The sequence below is a fragment of the Fibrobacter succinogenes subsp. succinogenes S85 genome (genome assembly GCF_000146505.1).
In the GTDB taxonomy this organism is placed as follows: Bacteria; Fibrobacterota; Fibrobacteria; order Fibrobacterales; family Fibrobacteraceae; genus Fibrobacter; species Fibrobacter succinogenes.
Genome location: NC_017448.1, coordinates 3,637,119 through 3,654,354, shown reverse-complemented (window position 1 = coordinate 3,654,354; position 17,236 = coordinate 3,637,119). Strand labels below are relative to the sequence as shown.

Sequence of the window (17,236 nt, the reverse complement as noted above, 5' to 3'; positions counted from 1 at the left end):
ATAACTATTTGGCATACTTAAAATTATAGATCCTTCGACTCCATTACATTCCGCTCAGGATGACACAAAGCATAGATTCGATATTCAACAACATCTTAATCCCAACGCCCGATTTTTAAAATTCCACATCTTTCCAGCCTTCGGCGCCGAAGCGGAGGTCGCGTTCGACGAATTCCCAAATCAAGAGTTTCTTGCCTTTGAGCACGCTAGCCTTGCGGGCAAGTTTTTCACGGACGAGCGTTGAGGCGCCGCCGTCACTCACGATGGAAGCGACCGGACGGTTCATGTTCTTCGCAAAGTGCGCAATCCATCCGGCGTTCACCGGCGAATCGGTCTGGTAAATACGGCTGAAGCTGTCACCGAGAATCAAAATTTCGGACTTGCGGAAATCATCCTTGAAAGGAGTGATTGTGGTGTCGTACTTCACAGCTTTAAGCGCGCAAGCAGTTTGGCTCGTCAAAAGGCACAAAACATCCGTCGTTTTACCATCCTTTTTATCAGCCTTTTTCCGATTCATACATTCTTTATATGCAGAATCAATGCAAACGGTATCTTCCGGAAGTTCCTCATCTCGTATCTTGATATTCTGCTGCATCACGACATGACCGATTACCTTCTGTACCTTGAACACATTGAACTTGTTAAGCCCACTCATCTCACCCACGTCACCCATGCGGTCTGCAATGGAATCAGAAGCAACGTAGCGCACAGTATCCTTTCCGCGGAATTTGACAGATCCAGCATCCACCATCTCGCGGACTTTCTTTGCAATCACGTCGGCAGCAAGTTCTGCACCGCGCGGAGTCCAGTGCGTATCGTCGTTCAGGTAGAGCGCACCATCAACAGAATCGCGGGACTTCGCGGCCAAAAGCGGCGTGTACAAATCAACCGTGTTAAAGCCAGCACGCGTGAGAGAATCCAAAATCTTCTTGCCGTGCGACTGGAGCCCGGCGACATTTTCAGCACCCGCAACGCGAGAATCGCGCCCCGTCAAACGTTCGGTATAGATGCTCGGTTTGCCCGGCGTAATCACCACCAAGAGTTCCACGCCTTTCGCCTTGAGCTGGTCGCGGAACTTTTCAATCGCTTTCACTGGATTGTCGAGCTTGGCACTACGCACATCAAGCGGAGACGGCTGCACCAGAAATTCCACATCCTGGCGGTAGAAAAGCCACTTGTCTTCGGGCTTGGACCCTTCCCTGCCACACGACTTGCCGATGCAATTGCCAGCAGCGCCGAGAACGACCTTCTCGCCCGGATCGCTAAAGAGGTTCCACACTGCAAGTTGGTACTTGGGACGCAGAGCCAACACAATAGCGCTCTCGTCATCAATCTTATTTTCGAAAGCACGCAAATAGCGGCTCGTCCACACGCCGTAATGCTTCACGTCCAAGAAAGCACGCCACAGCGACACATGCCCAAGGTCAGCCACGAGCGACTTGATGCAAGAATCCGCCTGCGGGAACGATTCCGGTTCATCCTCCAGCTTCGAGAGGAGCGTATCGGCCAACTTGAGGCTCTTGTATCGAGTTTCAGATGTATCGAGTTCGGCATACGTATTCACCGAAAGCACAGCCGCTTCCAAGTCCGAAAGCGAAGACGTCACAGGTTCCAAAGCATCGGCCACCTCAGCACCCGCAGCAATAGCCTCACGCGCCGCACGCCACTTCACATCGAGCGAGTCCGCAGCCGCAGCGACCTTTTTCTCGCGCACAATCGGAGTGTAAACCACGTCCTTGAAAATGTCAAACGGCTGGAAGCGCTTTTCGCCACGCAAGTCGGCAACCGCCTGCACGCCAAACGGGACCAGCAAAAGGACAGAAAATACAATAACGGATATTAAATATTTCTTATTCACGAGAAATAAGATAGTATTTTGTTGCTTAGCGGCAGGTCACTACTCTTTGCCAACTGTTTTAATTTTGGTCCATTTGGCGTTATTGCCGATGTTGCGGATTAGGCGGAAACCCGCTCCATTACCTGGATGACCAGGTTCATAATACCCGTAGCTTATCCATTTCCAATAAGGACTTAAAGTATCGTCGAACCCATCTTCTAGAGAAACGTGATAATCGCCACCTTTTAGACAGGATGCGAACCCCATGTTTCCTTCAAACAAATCGTATTCAAAAAGAACATGCTCTTGAACGAGACCAAACATATCATATAATCCGTATCCATTGGGAGTCAGCTGGCCAACGGGTTCCGTTTCAAAGGAAACCATTTTTGTTTTAAATCTAGCGTATTTTTTTGTTTTTTCAAAAGAGCCCGAAGAATCTCCCCAAGGGGCCCTATTCTTTTTGTCGCCACCACGAGCAAGCATCATCCATTCATTGTAATATGGAAGTCTATAACCGTTCGAGGTACTGTCGTCAGAAACTTGAATATATCCGAGAACATATTGTTTAATAATACGTTGTCGAGCCGATAAAATACTTTCTCTTTCTGCATATTCTACAGGAGAAAATATATAATAAGGCTTTAGACCTTCACGAATACTGCGTGCGTTGGCATATTCCATAGCCCAAAATAGAGATACAGTATTTGCGGCCGTGTCTTGTGTTATGCAGTTTCCATTACGTATAGAAGCTCTCTTTCTGTTTTGCCACTTATAATCAAGAAGACTATCATTCCACATCAGTTGTGTAAATTCGCAGTTTGTAACAGGATATTTATCGACTAAGTATGTACCAGTAATGGAAACAAGCCTTTCTGGATCCTCATTTTTGGGACCACAAGCTATTGTTCCGTTCTCCTCTGTATTGCAAAACCCTTGCATCTTTAATTCTTTTTCGGAGTATCGATTAAATCCTAACAGAACTTCTTCGTTTTTGAAATCAAGATACTTCATCCCGACTGCTAAATTGATTTTCTTCGAACTATCCGAGTCAGGGAAATGCACCCTAAGTGTTTCAACACCAATAAGCGTCGGTGTTTCGAATGTCAGGCACGAATCGCTAGATATAATCGCGTTTAAGGAAGTTTCCCATGCGACAACAGGTGCATCAACACAAATTTTGACGATTTCGTTTTTCTCCACTTCGAGCCACTTTTCTTTGTTCAAAGTATCGCGATTTACATTAAATGTTCTTTGAATTTTATTTTCAGGAATCTTTTCCAAATTTTTTCTTGGTTTGACGCCATCAACCGGCTTTTTCACCAATATCGGACCACGAAATCTTTTTGCAAGCCCAACAAGCTTTGAATACTCCAAGCTGTCCTTATACGCACCGCGACTTTCTCCATGCTTGTCGTAATAGAATTGAGCATTCGCAAACGTAACGCATATCGTTAGGAACAACAAAATTTTTTTCATACAGTTGAATATACAAAAGTAACGTCGTTTGCAATCATCCACGCATGCCCCGCTCCTGTCTAAAAATATTTTACAAAGTTTTCATGAGCCAAACGGCTTGCTGAAGCGTGTTAATAGTATAGGGGGCAAATCATAACCAACCCTCTAAAGGAATTGTAAATGACCGAAAATAACACAACTTCAGAAAAGAAGGCCTACTACATCGTCACGAACGCGCAGGGTGAGGAATTTTTGCTTCCATATTACAGCGAAACGTTCCGTGTGCTGATGGATGACAAGGACACCATCCGCGATATGCTCAATTGTTTGCTTGGGCTTGACCATGACCATGAAATCATTGATCTCGACTACGAGTTCGAAAAGCCCATTGACGTTTTCATGCCGGAAGATGACTCCGCGCGCCTAGACGTGTGGGTAACAACAAAGGATCACCGTTATTTCAACATAGAGATGCAGAATAGAAGCCATCCATTCTTTCTTGACCGTCTCCAACTCTACAATTCCTATCAAACATTGCGTGGCAAGTACGAGTATAACAGGTCAACGTATTTCAAATTGATGGACGAAAAGGAACGTAAGGTTCATTTTTATGAACTTCCCGAAACGGTGTCCATCTGGCTTTGTAATTTCCAAATTCTCAAGTCAAAGGATATTTTTAAGGACACTTGGGCGGTCTATAGCGAGGACGAAGTTCACCACAGCGACTCAACACATCGGGCTCTTCCCATTTTCAGTAAAAATAGATATATTGTAATTGATTTACCGAACTTTAAGAGGATTCGCAAGAGCATCAGTTCACGCGAGGACTACTGGCTGAAACTCTTGTCTCAAGGGCCACTTGAAGTTCCCGAATCGAAGGACCCGATCTTTAGGGATGCGCTCAACCGTTTGCGCGTAAGCCGCATAAGCCCTGAACTGCTTAAAGCCTTGGAGGAACATATGTTCGATAAACACGCTGATGAAGCTATCGAAGCCGAAATTTGGCTCAAAGGACGTGAACAAGGGCTTGAACAAGGGCGTGATAACCGAAATGTTGAAATGGCTCTTGACATGCTTGCTGATGACGAGCCTGTTGAAAAAATCGTCAAGTACTCCCGTCTTTCCGAGGATAAAGTTCTTGAACTGAAACAGTCACTGGCGAAGAACGCTCTTAAGTAACAACCGGATTTCCCGGCTTTATGCCGGGATTTTACCGTCATTTCCATTCCGAAACAAGTTCGGGATAAACTCCGCAAGGGCGAAATCTGCATTTCGTCATTCTCGCAAAAGCGAGAATCTGGTGAGAATACGAAACAGTGCGTAAAAAATGAGGCCGTAGGCCTCATTTGGATAATGTCATTTCAGGAACAGGTTATTCCTTGTCAGACTTGACTTCGCTCCATTTGGCGTTATTGCCGATGTTGCGGATGAGGCGGAAACCGCCAATACTACCATATGAATAATACCCATAGCTAATATTTTGCCAATTATCATCAGCGCCTCCTCCCTTTAAATAAGAAGGACAATTGTTTTTCCTTTTACAGTTTGTATTAGCGTAACGAGGTCTATTGGGGTTAGGTCTTGATAATATTTGGTACTTTCTGAATTTTTGGGGTTTCTCTAATAAAACCAGTTCATTAACTAGACCGAAAATATCATACAAACCATATCCATTAGGCTGTAACTGGCCTACAGGTCCTGTTATAGAACTATTTATTTTTTCATAATATTCAGTTTTATCATTGAATTTTGCGTATTTTTGTACATCTTTAAACGTCGCTGAATCCCCCCAAGGTGCTTTGTGCTTCTTATCTCCGCCTCGAGCTAACATCATCCATTCATCGTAATAGGGTAGTCGATAACCATCCGAAGATGAATCAACTGAAACTTTGATTCGCGTTTCATCATGGTGGGTGAAATCACGATAGCTTATAATATATTGACCTTCAGATATAGTTTTATCATATTCAAATTCATTTTTCGAGAATGTTTCTTCTGAAAATGTATAATACGGTTTTAATCCTTCTCGAATACTGCGCTTATTTGCATATTTTAAGGCTTGATATAAATAAACAATATTTGTCGCAGAGTCGTGTGTGTCGCAACCTTCTTTACGTACGCTTAACTTCTTTCTTTTAATCCAATTTTTTTCTTTTTCATCATGTAGTTCTGAAGGAATTTCATCCCACATTAACTGTAAAAATTCGCAGTTAGTAACAGGATATTTATCAACTAAAAACATTCCTGTGATTTTTGCTAGTCTTTCATTATCTATATATTCATGCATATAATCAAATCCTAACAGAACATCTTCGTTTTTTAAGTCCAGATACTTCATCCCGACCGCTAAATTGATTTTGTAGGAACTTTCTGTATTAGAAAAAAACACATCGATTGTGCTGACTCCAATAAGCGTTGGAACTCGAACTTTTAAACAGGATTCACCAAGAATTTCAGAATCCAGTGCAGTGTTCCATACTTGTACTTTGGAATCTATGCAGATTTTTACCGTTTCATTCTTTTCAACTTCAAGCCAAGTTTCGTTTTTTAAAGAACCTCGATTTAAAGCGATATATTTTTCCCTATCTGAGCAGGCTGTACAAAATAACAAGCCGGCAATTACGGCCCCATAACTTGCAACCAAACAAAAAATCTTTTTCATACAATTGAATATACAAAAGTTGTCATTTGGACTTGAGATAGGTCCACTTAGCATTATTGCCGATGTTGCGGATGAGACGGAAACCAGCTCCATAACCTTGATGACCTGGTTCGTAATATCCGTAGCTTATCCATTTCCAATAAGGACTTAAGGTGTCGTCGGATCCGTCTTCTAGAGAAACGTGATAATCTCCGCCCTTCAAACAAGACGCAAAACCAAGGTCTCCTCTAAACAAACTTGATTTTAAGAGTACATGCTCTTGAACGAGACCAAACATATCGTATAATCCGTATCCATTGGGTGTCAGCTGGCCAACGGGTTCTGTTTCAAAAGAAACCATTTTTGTTTTAAATCTGGCGTATTTTTTTGTTTTTTCGAAAGTGCCCGAAGAGTCTCCCCAGGGGGCCATATTCTTTTTGTCGCCACCACGAGCAAACATCATCCATTCATTGTAATATGGAAGTCTATAACCGTTCGAGGTACTGTCGTCAGAAACTTGAATATATTTGATATCATGTATAGTAAAATCCCTACGAGTTACTATACGTTGTGTAGTCGATAAAATACTTTCTCTTTCTGCATATTCTTCTACAGGAGCAAATATATAATAAGGCTTTAGACCTTCACGAATACTGCGTGCATTTGCATATTTCATCGCCTGAAATAAAGATACAGTATTGGCAGCCGTGTCTTGTGTTATGCAGTTTTCATTACGTTTAGAAGCACTTTTTCTGTTTAGCCAATCTTCATAATAATCCTTTCTTAACGATTCGTTTCTATACAAGGATGTTGCTGGAATGCTATCCCACATCAGTTGCGTAAACTCGCAGTTGGTAACAGGATATTTATCGACTAAGTAAGTGCCCGTTACAGAAAATAGTCTTTCTGGATCTTCGTTTTTGCATCGACCGACAAGTTGGTTTTCTCGACATGTGTTAAATCCTAACAGAACTTCTTCATTCTTGAAATTTAAGTATTTCATTCCGATGGCTAAATTGATTTTATGCGAACTATCCGCTTCCGAAAAAGACACATCAACAGTTTCGACTCCAACAAGAGTCGGAGCTTGGAAAACTAAGCAGGAATCATTGAGAACACTTGATTTTAATACCGTCTTCCAAGCAAAAACTTTCTGGTCAACACAAATTTTAACGTTTTCATTTTTTTCGACTTCAAGCCAGTTTTCTTCGCCCAGAGAATCTCGGATTACATCAAAGATTCTTTCTATCGGGCTAAACTGCTTTATTATTCCCGCTGAAATATCCTGTTTTTTAACGCTATTCGAGCACGCATTCAAAACAAGAACAAAAAAAGATACACATAGTAAAAGAATCTTTATTTTCATACAACAGAATATACAAAAAAAAGGAAATTGCTCGGTTCTACATTTTCAGGAAAAAATTATTCCTTGTCAAGCTTAACTTCGCTCCATTTGGCGTTGTTGCCGATGTTGCGGATTAGGCGGAAACCGCCGGAATATTTAGGAAAATAATCGTTCGAAATATAACCATAATTAATTCTTTCTAAGTCAGAACGACGAATTCCACCTTTTAAACAAGCTGGGCAATCATCTATGCATCTTAATGGGTTTCTTTTTTTTTCTTCTTTAGGTTCAATGGTAAAAAAAACATTATAATTATCTCTTGAATAATTATGCTTTTCAAATAGAACTTGTTCTTCAACTAGGCCAAATATATCATATAAACCAAATCCATTAGGCAAGAGTTTTCCAACAGGTCCTGATTCATAATCATTTTTGCACCAATGAAAAAATGATATTATACTATATAAAGGACCTGAATCATTTAAATCAGAACAACTTACCTTATCTTCGAATTTTGCGTATTTAGAAATTTCTTTAAAAGATGCAGATTCATTCCAGGGGGTGTTGTTTTTATCACCACCACGAGCTAACATAACCCATTCGTCATAATAAGGAAGCCGATAACCATCAGAAGACGAATTATCATAAACTTCTATCAAGTTATTTTCATGCTCTATGAAATCATGGTAAACGATAAAATAATGATGCTCGGGAACTTCTTCAATTCCGTTACGATTGACAGACCTTGCTTTGCGATCAATTTGTACAAATTTATTACTAGTGTTTGAAAAGATATAATACGGTTCTAGACCTTCGCGAAGACTGCGAATATTGGCATATTTCATCGCCAAATATAAAGGAATTGTACTTGCTGCAGAATCATGGGTAATACATTTTTCGTTATTTTTTCTTGATTCTTTTTTTTGTACCCAAAATTTTGTAAAGTCTTTTTCCATGGTATCTATTTGGGGAGAATTTAGAGGAATTTCATCCCATAACAATTGTAAAAAATCACAATTAGTCACAGGGTATTTATCAACTAAATAGGAACCCGTAACATATACGATTTTTTCTTCATAAGGATTCATTTGGTAATCGTCATTACCATATAAAGTTTCTTCATTTTTGAAGTTCAAATACTTCATACCGACAGCTAAATTGATTTTATAGACGCTGTCAGAATCTGGAAACTTTATATTGATTGTATTGATTCCGTTAAGTTCTGGAACTTGAAATTTTAAACATGAATCGTTTAGAATTTCTGTATTCAGCGAAGTTTCCCACGTGCGGACTTTTGAGTCCATGCAAATTTTGAGGGAATCGTTCTTCTCGACTTCGAGCCATGTTTCCGAACTTAGGGAATCACGTTTTAAATCAATGTTCTTCAAATCATCGGAACATGATGTGCAAAATAGCGAACAAACAATCAGAGCAAACCAAATTACAACTAAACACAATTTCTTTTTCATACAACGCAATATACAAAAGTAACGTCGTTTGCAATCATCCACGCATGCCCCGCTCCTGCCTAAAAATATTTTACAAAGATTTCTTGGGACAAATGGCTTGCTCAAGCGTGTTAATATAGAGGAGGGCGAACTCAGCAAACTAGCCTTCTCGATTTTAACCGCCGCAAGGCAAGGAATTTTATGTCAGAAACTCAAAATACGCTCGAATTTTCCATTCCCTCATCTCGCGATCAACTGGTCGAGAAAACAATTGAAGAAATCAAGAAACACACCTATCTCGATCCGCTCTTTGATGCGGCATTCAAGGCTTTTCTGAGTGATGAAGAAGCTTTGGTCAATTTTCTGAATGGGGTATTTCATCTGAATGAAGACAACAAAATTGAATCCGTTGTCATCAAGAATTCCGAAATCAACATCATTTTTCCATCGGCAAAGCAATTCAGGCTCGACATTCGTGCCAAAACTTCGAAAGGAATTTGCATAAACATAGAGATGCAAAAGGCAAGGCCCGACTACTTTGTCGACCGAGTTCTTTTACAGCAATCTGCATTCATGCTCCAGAGCAAATACGAATGGGACAAGCTGAATTTCGGAGACCTTCCATCCTGTCTAACTAAAGAGGAACGTGCCGAGCGCGAAATCCACCGGTACGAAGTTCCTCCGACTTACGCCATCTGGATTTGCGATTTTTCCATAGGCAAACAGAAGTCGTTTCGTGGAGATTGGGCTGTTCGCAATAAGAAAGGCTTGACACTAACCGACAAGATGATGTATATTCTATATGATCTGACTAAGTTCAACAAACCTTACAAAAAAATCACGACAACCGAAGATCGTTGGCTTTATCTGCTAAAATATGCCGGGAAGGCCGAAAATCTTCCGGATTTCAACAATAGCATCATTGCGAAGGCAATCAACAGAATTTTGGTGAACAGAGCGTCAGAAAAACTCATCAGGGAACAGGCTAACGATATGGTATGGACAGAAGAGGAATTGGATCACTTGGCTTTGCTGGAAGTCCGTGCCGAAAAGAAAGGACTTAAACAGGGGCTTAAACAGGGACTTGAACAAGGTCTCGAACAAGGGCGTGTCGAAATGGCTCTCGCCATGCTTGCCGATAACGAACCTATCGGGAAAATCGTCAAGTATTCGCATTTGCCTGAAAGCAAGATTCTTGAGCTGAAGGCTTCATTGATGGGAGATGCAATCAAATAACAGCTCAATCCACCCCTGAAGTGCATATAAAAAGAGGTCTGCAGGCCTCTTTTTGTTTTGCGCGGTCCCTTACAACAATCTGCACATATGAACAATTACCCAAAATCCGCCAAATTGCACGTTTTATCGCCATAAACGCCAAAAAACATTTTCAAATAATGAAAAAAAACTAAATTTGGCTTCACTATGAATACTTCTATGAACGATTTATGGGTGGGTGTCGACGTAGGCTCCACCACTGTGAAAATTGCTGTAGTCGATCCCGAGACATCTAAGCTTTTACACTATACATATCAGCGTCATAACGCCATGCAGGCGAAAAAGGTCTACGAGGTCCTACGCGAAGCCCATGCCCTTTTCCCGGGCAAGAACTTCAGGGTCACGTTCTGCGGTAGCGGCGGTCAGCCGTTCGCCGAGGCCACTCACGCCTTCTTTGTGCAAGAAGTAGTCGCAAACGCACTTGCCGTGCGTGCCACCTACCCCGATTCCAGGGTCGCCATCGAACTCGGCGGTCAGGATGCCAAGGTTGTGTTCTTCGAAAAGGACAAGACCACCGGTAAGCTCATCGCCTCCGACATGCGCATGAACGGCGTGTGCGCAGGCGGTACGGGTGCATTTATCGACCAGGTCGCGGAGCTCCTCCGCATCAAGACAGAAGTATTCGAAAGCTACGCCAAGCGTGGCCAAAAAGTCTATGAAATCTCGGGCCGTTGCGGCGTGTTCGCCAAGACGGACATCCAGCCGATGCTCAACAACGGCATCGCGAAGGAAGACATCGCCCTTTCAAGTTTCCACGCTATCGCGAAGCAGACCATCGGTGGCCTCGCCCAAGGTATGGAAATCAAGCCGCCGGTCATTTTTGAAGGTGGCCCGCTCACATTTAACCCGACTCTCGTGAAGGCTTTCAAGGAACGCTTGGGCATCTCCGACGAACAGGCGATTGTTCCGGAACATTCCGAAGTGCTCGTTGCCATGGGCGCCGCTCTCGCTAACGGCTCCATGTTCGCAAACCAGGAATGCATGTACCGCGAAGAGGGTTCTCTCGACGCGCTCGTTCACTTTAACGAAATCCGCCAGGCCGAGAACAAGGCCAAGGCAGCCTCCGACCTCTTCTTCCAGAGCGAAGCGGAATACAAGCTGTTCCTCGAAGAGCACAAAATGGCGGACAACCATTACCCGCAGCCGCCTTCCGGCACAACCATCAACGTCTACTTGGGCATTGACGCAGGTTCTACCACCACGAAGTTCGTGCTCATCGACGAGAACGAAAAGGTCATCGACGGCTTCTACGCCAGTAACGATGGTGAACCGCTCGCCGTCTTGAAGCGTGCCATGGTGGACCTCGCCGACCGCTACGAAGAATACGGCGTGAAGCTCAACATCTTGGGCGTGGGTACAACCGGCTACGGCGAACAGCTCTTTGCAAAGGCCGTCCACGCGGACTACCACACGGTGGAAACCGTCGCCCACGCAAATGCCGCCCAGCGCCTCTGCCCCGACGTCTCGTTCATCTTGGATATCGGTGGTCAGGACATGAAGGCCATCTCCGTGCAAGACGGTGTCGTCACGGGCATCATCCTCAACGAAGCCTGCTCCTCGGGTTGCGGTTCATTCATCGAAACGTACGCCCGCAGCCTCGGCATCCCGATGGAAAAGATTGCGGAACTCGCATTCAACTCCAAGAGCCCGTCTCAGCTCGGCAGCCGCTGCACAGTGTTCATGAACAGTTCCATCATCACGGAACAGCGCGACGGCAAGCAGCCCGAAGACATCATCGCGGGCATCTGCCGCTCCATCATCAACAACGTTTTCACGAAGGTCATCCGTATCCGCAACCTGAACACCCTCGGCAAGAAGGTTGTGGTACAGGGCGGTACATTCAAGAACAACGCCGTTCTCCGTGCCTTCGAACAGTACACGGGCCTCAAGGCCATCCGTCCGGAACGTCCGGGCGAAATGGGCGCTATCGGTATCGCTCTCCTCACGAAGAAGTTCATGGAAGAAAAGCGTGCCGCCGACCCGAACGTGCAAAGTAAGTTTATCGGGCTTGAAGCCATGCGCACCTTTAGCTGGCACAACCAGCCAGGTCAGCTCTGCCAGTACTGCACCAACCACTGCTCCCGCACTATCGTCACGTTCAGTGACGGTCAGAGCTTTGTGACGGGCAACCGCTGCGAACGCGGCGAAGTCACCGCCGACCCGAACGATCCGGCAACAAAGAAGCTCATCGCCGAAATCAACAAAAAGATGCAGGCCGTGCCGGACATGATCAAGCGCACGAACCAGCTCCTGGTCAAGGACTACGCTCCGCAGATTCTCCTGCCGCAGAACGGAAAGACCATCGGTATCCCGCGCGTGCTCGAATTCTGGAACAGCCTCCCCTACTGGAAAGCTTTCTTCACGGCCCTCGGTTATACCGTTGTCGTGAGCCGCCAGAGCGACTACAAGATGTTCGAAGCAGGTCTCCACAGTGTGCCTTCGGATACCGTCTGCTTCCCGGCCAAGCTCGTCCACGGCCATGTGCTCAGCCTCATCGAAAAGAAGGTCGATCGCATCTTCTTCCCGATGATGATTTCGCTCCCGAGCGACCACACCAAGTTTAACGCCACGACGGTCTGCCCGGTCGTGCAAGGCTACCCGAACATCTGCCAGAACACGGACGAACCCGAAAAGAATTACGGCATCCCGATGGACCAGCCGATTTTCCACTGGGCAAACACCAAGCTCCGCAGAAGCCAGACCATCGACTGGTTCCACGACAACTGGAACATAGACCGCAAGACTTTGGACAAGGCGGTGACCGAAGGCGAAAAGGCTCTTAATAATTACCGCACCACGCTCCTCGAAGAAGGCCAGAAGATTCTCGACGACGTGAAGGCGAACAACAGTTTTGCCGTGGTCATTGCAGGCCGCCCCTATCATGCCGACTTGCTCATCAACCACAACATTGCAAGCCACTTTACTGCCATGGGCATTCCGGTGCTCACCACCGAATCGCTCCCGGGCGTTTACGACCAGGATGTGCCGAACCACACCCGCGTGGAAATCAAGAACACGTTCCACTTGCGCATGCTCGGTGCAACGATGATTGCATCAAGAGACCCGCATGTTGAACTTGCCCAGATCGTGAGCTTCGGTTGCGGACATGACTCCGTCTTGACCGACGAAATGATGCGCATGATGCACCGCGATTCCAACAAGGAAATGCTCATGCTCAAGCTCGACGAAGGTGACGCACGCGGCCCGGTCGGCATCCGCATCAAGAGCTTTATCGAAACCGTGAAGGCCCGCCGCGCGGCTAACCTCCCGGAAAAGCCGATTTCCAACGAACCGCAGTTCCACACGCCGTTCGTCGCGAGCGACAAGAACAAGCGTATCATCTTGACGCCGAACCTCTCCCCTGCATTTGCAATCCTCGCAAGTTCCTACATCCAGGGCAAGGGTTACCTCTCGGATTACCTCCCGGTTGCAGACAAGCGCGCTATTGAACTCGGCAAGAAGTACGTGCATAACGACATTTGCTTCCCCTGCCAGATCAACATTGGCGAATGCCTCAAGTGGCTCGAAGAACACCCGAACGTTCCTCAAACTGAAGTTTCGATGTGCCTTGCCAAGAACTGCGAAAACTGCCGCGCCGTGCAGTACTCCGTGCTTGGCCGTAAGGCTCTTGACGAAGCGGGCTACAAGGACGTTTCCATCATTACGACCGGCGTCGATACCACCGGCATGCATCCGGGATTCCAGCTCGGGCTTGACTTCCGCCTCCATACGCTCTGGGGCCTTGCATTCATGGACGCCATCGAAACGGCATACCGCGCACTCCGCCCCTACGAAATCCACAAGGGGGATTCCAAGAAGATTTACAGCAAGTGGATGCCGGAACTGATGAAGACCGCAGCCACCCTCAAGAAAACGGAACTCGGCTCAGCCAAGCGCCTCGTTGAAATGCTTCGCCAGTGCATCGACGAATTCAACAAGGTCGAAATCACGGAAGCCCGCCAGAAGGGCGTGCGCAAGCCGCGCGTTGCCGTGCTCGGCGAAATCCTCATGAACTACCACCCGAGCGCAAACGGACATGTCGAAGACTACCTCATGGACAACGGCATGGAAGTTTACCTTCCGGGCATGATGGACTTCTTCCGCGTCGACGAAGTTGTGCGCGCCGAAAAGATCAAGCGCGGATTCTCGGCCAATCCGATTGCAGACCGCCTCGAAGGTGGCGTCACATCAAAGCTCTTTGAACACGCCGCAGCAACCGCCAATAAGGTTATGCAGTCGTTCAAGCTCTACGAACACCACGCCGACTGCTTTGAGCTCGTGAACTACATCGACGGCATTATCGACCCGACGTACAACACGGGTGAAGGCTGGCTCATCCCGGCAGAAATCCTTTACAACTCGAAGCACGGCATCAACAGCTTCATCATTGTGCAGCCGTTCGCCTGCCTCGCGAACCACATCAGTGGTCGTGGCCTCACGAAGGCTGTGAAGGAACGTTGCCCGCACGTGCAAATCCTGAGCTTGGACTACGATCCGGATACCAGCTTTGCCAACATCGAAAACCGCTTGCAGATGCTCATCATCAATGCTCGCGAACTCGAACGTGCTAACAAAGTGAACGCTACTGCTAGGCAGTAACGAGGTATGGGCTCGGGCATCGCCCTCTGAGCTCGCTTCGCTTTGAGGTTTAATAACAAAAAGGCTTCCTCTTTTGAGGAAGCCCTTTTTCACAATTTGACTTAAATCGTTAGCGAATTAGCGGACTGCAATGCGCTTCGTAGCGAGGACCTTGCGGCCTTCAACGAGGCGAACGATCACAGCGCCCTTGCCAGCAAACTGAGCCATGTCAACGGTCTTTACAGCACCGGAGAATGTTTCAGAGAGGAGCATGTCTCCGCGAACGCTAAAGACCTTCACAGACTTCGTGCCGTTGGAGGTCGTTGCGATGCTCAACATGTTGTTGGCAACAGCCATGCTTGCCTTGGAAGCAACAGCTTCGGCGATAGCCAAAGACTTTTCTGGAGCCGGGGTCGGTTCTGCCAGCGGAGCAGCCTTGAGAATCGGCTTGATGTCTGCGCAATCGTCACCCTTGCAGACGATTTCAATCGGTTCTTCGACAACCGGTTCTTCAACAACTTCCGGTTCGTCTGCGCAAGCAACTTCGGACCACCAGTAGGTATCAGCAGCACGGTTGTTGATCCAAATGTCATTAACCTGACCGCGATCCGGGTTCAGAGCATAGCACTTGCCTTCTTCCATGTCATTGAGACCGGCGTTGAAGCACTTGCCATTGTAATCACCAGAGCCGTTCACGAATTCAACGCACTTAGCGACAACGATTTCGCTAGAGCTGGATTCCGGTTCAGAAGAGCTGGAGGATTCTTCGCTAGAGCTGGAGATTTCTTCGGAGCTAGAGGATTCTTCGCTGGAGCTAGAGACTTCTTCGGAGCTGGAGGATTCTTCGCTGGAGCTAGAGACTTCTTCAGAGCTGGAAGATTCTTCGCTAGAGCTGGAAACGACGACTTCGCCGCATTCCGTTTCTTCCCACCACCAGCTATCGTTGGCGCGGTCGTTGATCCACTGCTGACCCTTAACGTCATTAGCGCGATCGTCCTTCAACTTGTAGCACTTGCCTTCTTCCATGTCGGCAAGACCTGCGTTGTAGCACTTGTCAGTCGTGTAGTTGCCAGAGCCGCGAACGAATTCTTCGCACTTGGAAACGACAACTTCGCTAGAGCTGGATTCTTCGCTAGAGCTAGAGACTTCTTCAGAGCTGGAAGATTCTTCGCTGGAGCTGGATTCTTCAACAGAGCTGGAGGATTCTTCTTCGCTGGAGCTAGAAACTTCTTCAGAGCTGGAAGATTCTTCGCTGGAGCTGGATTCTTCAACAGAGCTGGAGGATTCTTCAACAGAGCTAGAAGATTCTTCGACGCTAGAGCTAGAGACGATGATTTCTTCGTAGCACGGAGTTTCGATCCACCAGTTGATGGACTTCTTATTTTTTCCATGTCCACTTGTTTTAGAAGCGGTAACATCGCGAGTGTATCCGGAATAAGAGCCAAATTGAGCCTTGATTTCCGGATTAATGGCGTAGCAAGTTTCTTCCTTCATGTTTCTCAAGTCAGCGTTGTAGCAGTTATTAGCAACAACACTGGCAGACAACTTTGTCTTGCCATAAGCAACACAAAGTTCAACGATTTCCACCTGAACGCTGGAGCTAGAAACTTCTTCAGAGCTGGAGGATTCTTCGCTAGAGCTGGATTCTTCAGAGCTAGAAGATTCTTCGCTGGAACTGGATTCTTCGGAGCTAGAAGATTCTTCGCTGGAGCTAGATTCTTCAGAGCTGGAAGATTCTTCGCTAGAGCTAGAGACTTCTTCGGAGCTGGAAGATTCTTCGCTAGAGCTGGAAACTTCTTCAGAGCTAGAAGATTCTTCAACAGAGCTGGAGGATTCTTCGACGCTGGAGCTGGATTCAACAACTTCACCGCAGGAAGTTTCTTCCCACCACCAACTATCGTTGGCGCGGTCGTTGATCCACTGCTGACCCTTAACGTCATTAGCACGGTCGTCCTTCAACTTGTAGCACTTGCCTTCTTCCATGTCGGCAAGACCTGCGTTGTAGCACTTGTCTGTCGTGTAGTTGCCGGAGCCGCGAACGAATTCTTCGCACTTAGAAGCAACGATGATTTCGCTGGAGCTGGAGGCCGGTTCTTCGCTAGAGCTGGAGACATCTTCAGAGCTAGAAGATTCCGGTTCTTCGCTGGAGCTAGAAACCGGTTCTTCACTAGAGCTGGAGAGCGGTTCTTCGCTGGAGCTGGAAGATTCCGGTTCAACACTGGAGCTAGAAACTTCTTCGATGCAAGGAGTTTCAATCCACCACCAGGTCTGAGAGGCCATGTTATTGACCCACTGCGGAACAGGATTTGCATCAATGCGAGCCGGATTGAAGGTGTAGCACTTGCCTTCTTCCATGTCAAGGAGGCCGGAATTATAACAATTCTTATCATAATCACCGACGCCATTGACGAACGGAATGCAGGCAGAACCATCCTGAGCAAAAGCCATTGCAGAGGCCACGCCCAAGACGAGGGTTGTTATTTTGGTTGTTTTCATTTATTCACCTTTTTTAGTTTATTTTAAGGTTGAATAAATTTAGCAAACAAATCATACAAAATAATTTCAAACATACAAAAATTATATTTTATATGGATAAAACGCTTAAATTTTTAAAATTTGAGCAATATCACATATTTTGTAATTTTATTTTTACC

Annotated in this window: 9 protein-coding genes; 3 read left to right on the top strand and 6 right to left on the bottom strand. The window is 46.1% G+C overall.

The window, feature by feature from the left end:
- Positions 1-115: 115 nt before the first annotated feature.
- Positions 116-1,858 (bottom strand): alginate O-acetyltransferase AlgX-related protein, encoded by a 1,743-nt coding sequence (locus tag FSU_RS14995; protein ID WP_014547194.1) that lies wholly within the window; start codon positions 1,856-1,858, stop codon positions 116-118.
- A gap of 39 nt (positions 1,859-1,897) precedes the next feature.
- Positions 1,898-3,316, bottom strand: a complete 1,419-nt coding sequence (locus tag FSU_RS14990; protein WP_244263668.1) for a formylglycine-generating enzyme family protein — start codon at positions 3,314-3,316, stop codon at positions 1,898-1,900.
- Between the two features lie 159 nt (positions 3,317-3,475).
- Between FSU_RS14990 and FSU_RS14985 the strand changes: the two genes are divergently transcribed.
- Positions 3,476-4,474, top strand: coding sequence for a PD-(D/E)XK nuclease family transposase (locus FSU_RS14985; RefSeq protein WP_015732350.1), 999 nt, complete (start codon positions 3,476-3,478; stop codon positions 4,472-4,474).
- Positions 4,475-4,667: 193 nt separating this feature from the next.
- On the opposite strand, the gene FSU_RS14980 is transcribed toward FSU_RS14985, so the two are convergent.
- The 3 genes from FSU_RS14980 to FSU_RS14970 are packed head-to-tail and all read right to left on the bottom strand — an operon-like array spanning position 4,668 to position 8,750.
- A complete protein-coding gene (locus FSU_RS14980) occupies positions 4,668-5,957 on the bottom strand; it encodes a formylglycine-generating enzyme family protein (protein WP_014547191.1) in 1,290 nt (429 codons plus the stop codon).
- A gap of 22 nt (positions 5,958-5,979) precedes the next feature.
- Positions 5,980-7,302, bottom strand: coding sequence for a formylglycine-generating enzyme family protein (locus FSU_RS14975; RefSeq protein ID WP_014547190.1), 1,323 nt, complete (start codon positions 7,300-7,302; stop codon positions 5,980-5,982).
- Positions 7,303-7,358: 56 nt separating this feature from the next.
- Positions 7,359-8,750, bottom strand: a complete 1,392-nt coding sequence (locus tag FSU_RS14970) for an SUMF1/EgtB/PvdO family nonheme iron enzyme (protein WP_244263667.1) — start codon at positions 8,748-8,750, stop codon at positions 7,359-7,361.
- 180 nt (positions 8,751-8,930) lie between these two features.
- On the opposite strand from FSU_RS14970, the gene FSU_RS14965 reads away from it, so the two are divergent.
- Positions 8,931-9,965: an Rpn family recombination-promoting nuclease/putative transposase gene (locus tag FSU_RS14965; protein WP_014547188.1), complete on the top strand. Its 1,035-nt coding sequence runs from the start codon at positions 8,931-8,933 to the stop codon at positions 9,963-9,965.
- Between the two features lie 198 nt (positions 9,966-10,163).
- Positions 10,164-14,603 carry an acyl-CoA dehydratase activase gene (locus tag FSU_RS14960; RefSeq protein WP_244263666.1) on the top strand — a complete coding sequence of 1,480 codons (4,440 nt, stop codon included), beginning with the start codon at positions 10,164-10,166 and terminating at the stop codon, positions 14,601-14,603.
- A gap of 117 nt (positions 14,604-14,720) precedes the next feature.
- On the opposite strand, the gene FSU_RS14955 is transcribed toward FSU_RS14960, so the two are convergent.
- Positions 14,721-17,078 (bottom strand): hypothetical protein, encoded by a 2,358-nt coding sequence (locus tag FSU_RS14955; RefSeq protein WP_014547186.1) that lies wholly within the window; start codon positions 17,076-17,078, stop codon positions 14,721-14,723.
- Positions 17,079-17,236 lie beyond the last annotated feature (158 nt).

Coding starts and splice junctions, on each gene's coding strand:
- FSU_RS14975 (WP_014547190.1), bottom strand. CDS start 7,302: ATGAAAATAAAGATTCTTTTACTATGTGTATCTTTTTTTGTTCTTGTT.
- FSU_RS14970 (WP_244263667.1), bottom strand. CDS start 8,750: ATGAAAAAGAAATTGTGTTTAGTTGTAATTTGGTTTGCTCTGATTGTT.
- FSU_RS14985 (WP_015732350.1), top strand. CDS start 3,476: ATGACCGAAAATAACACAACTTCAGAAAAGAAGGCCTACTACATCGTC.
- FSU_RS14965 (WP_014547188.1), top strand. CDS start 8,931: ATGTCAGAAACTCAAAATACGCTCGAATTTTCCATTCCCTCATCTCGC.
- FSU_RS14960 (WP_244263666.1), top strand. CDS start 10,164: ATGAACGATTTATGGGTGGGTGTCGACGTAGGCTCCACCACTGTGAAA.
- FSU_RS14980 (WP_014547191.1), bottom strand. CDS start 5,957: ATGAAAAAGATTTTTTGTTTGGTTGCAAGTTATGGGGCCGTAATTGCC.
- FSU_RS14955 (WP_014547186.1), bottom strand. CDS start 17,078: ATGAAAACAACCAAAATAACAACCCTCGTCTTGGGCGTGGCCTCTGCA.
- FSU_RS14990 (WP_244263668.1), bottom strand. CDS start 3,316: ATGAAAAAAATTTTGTTGTTCCTAACGATATGCGTTACGTTTGCGAAT.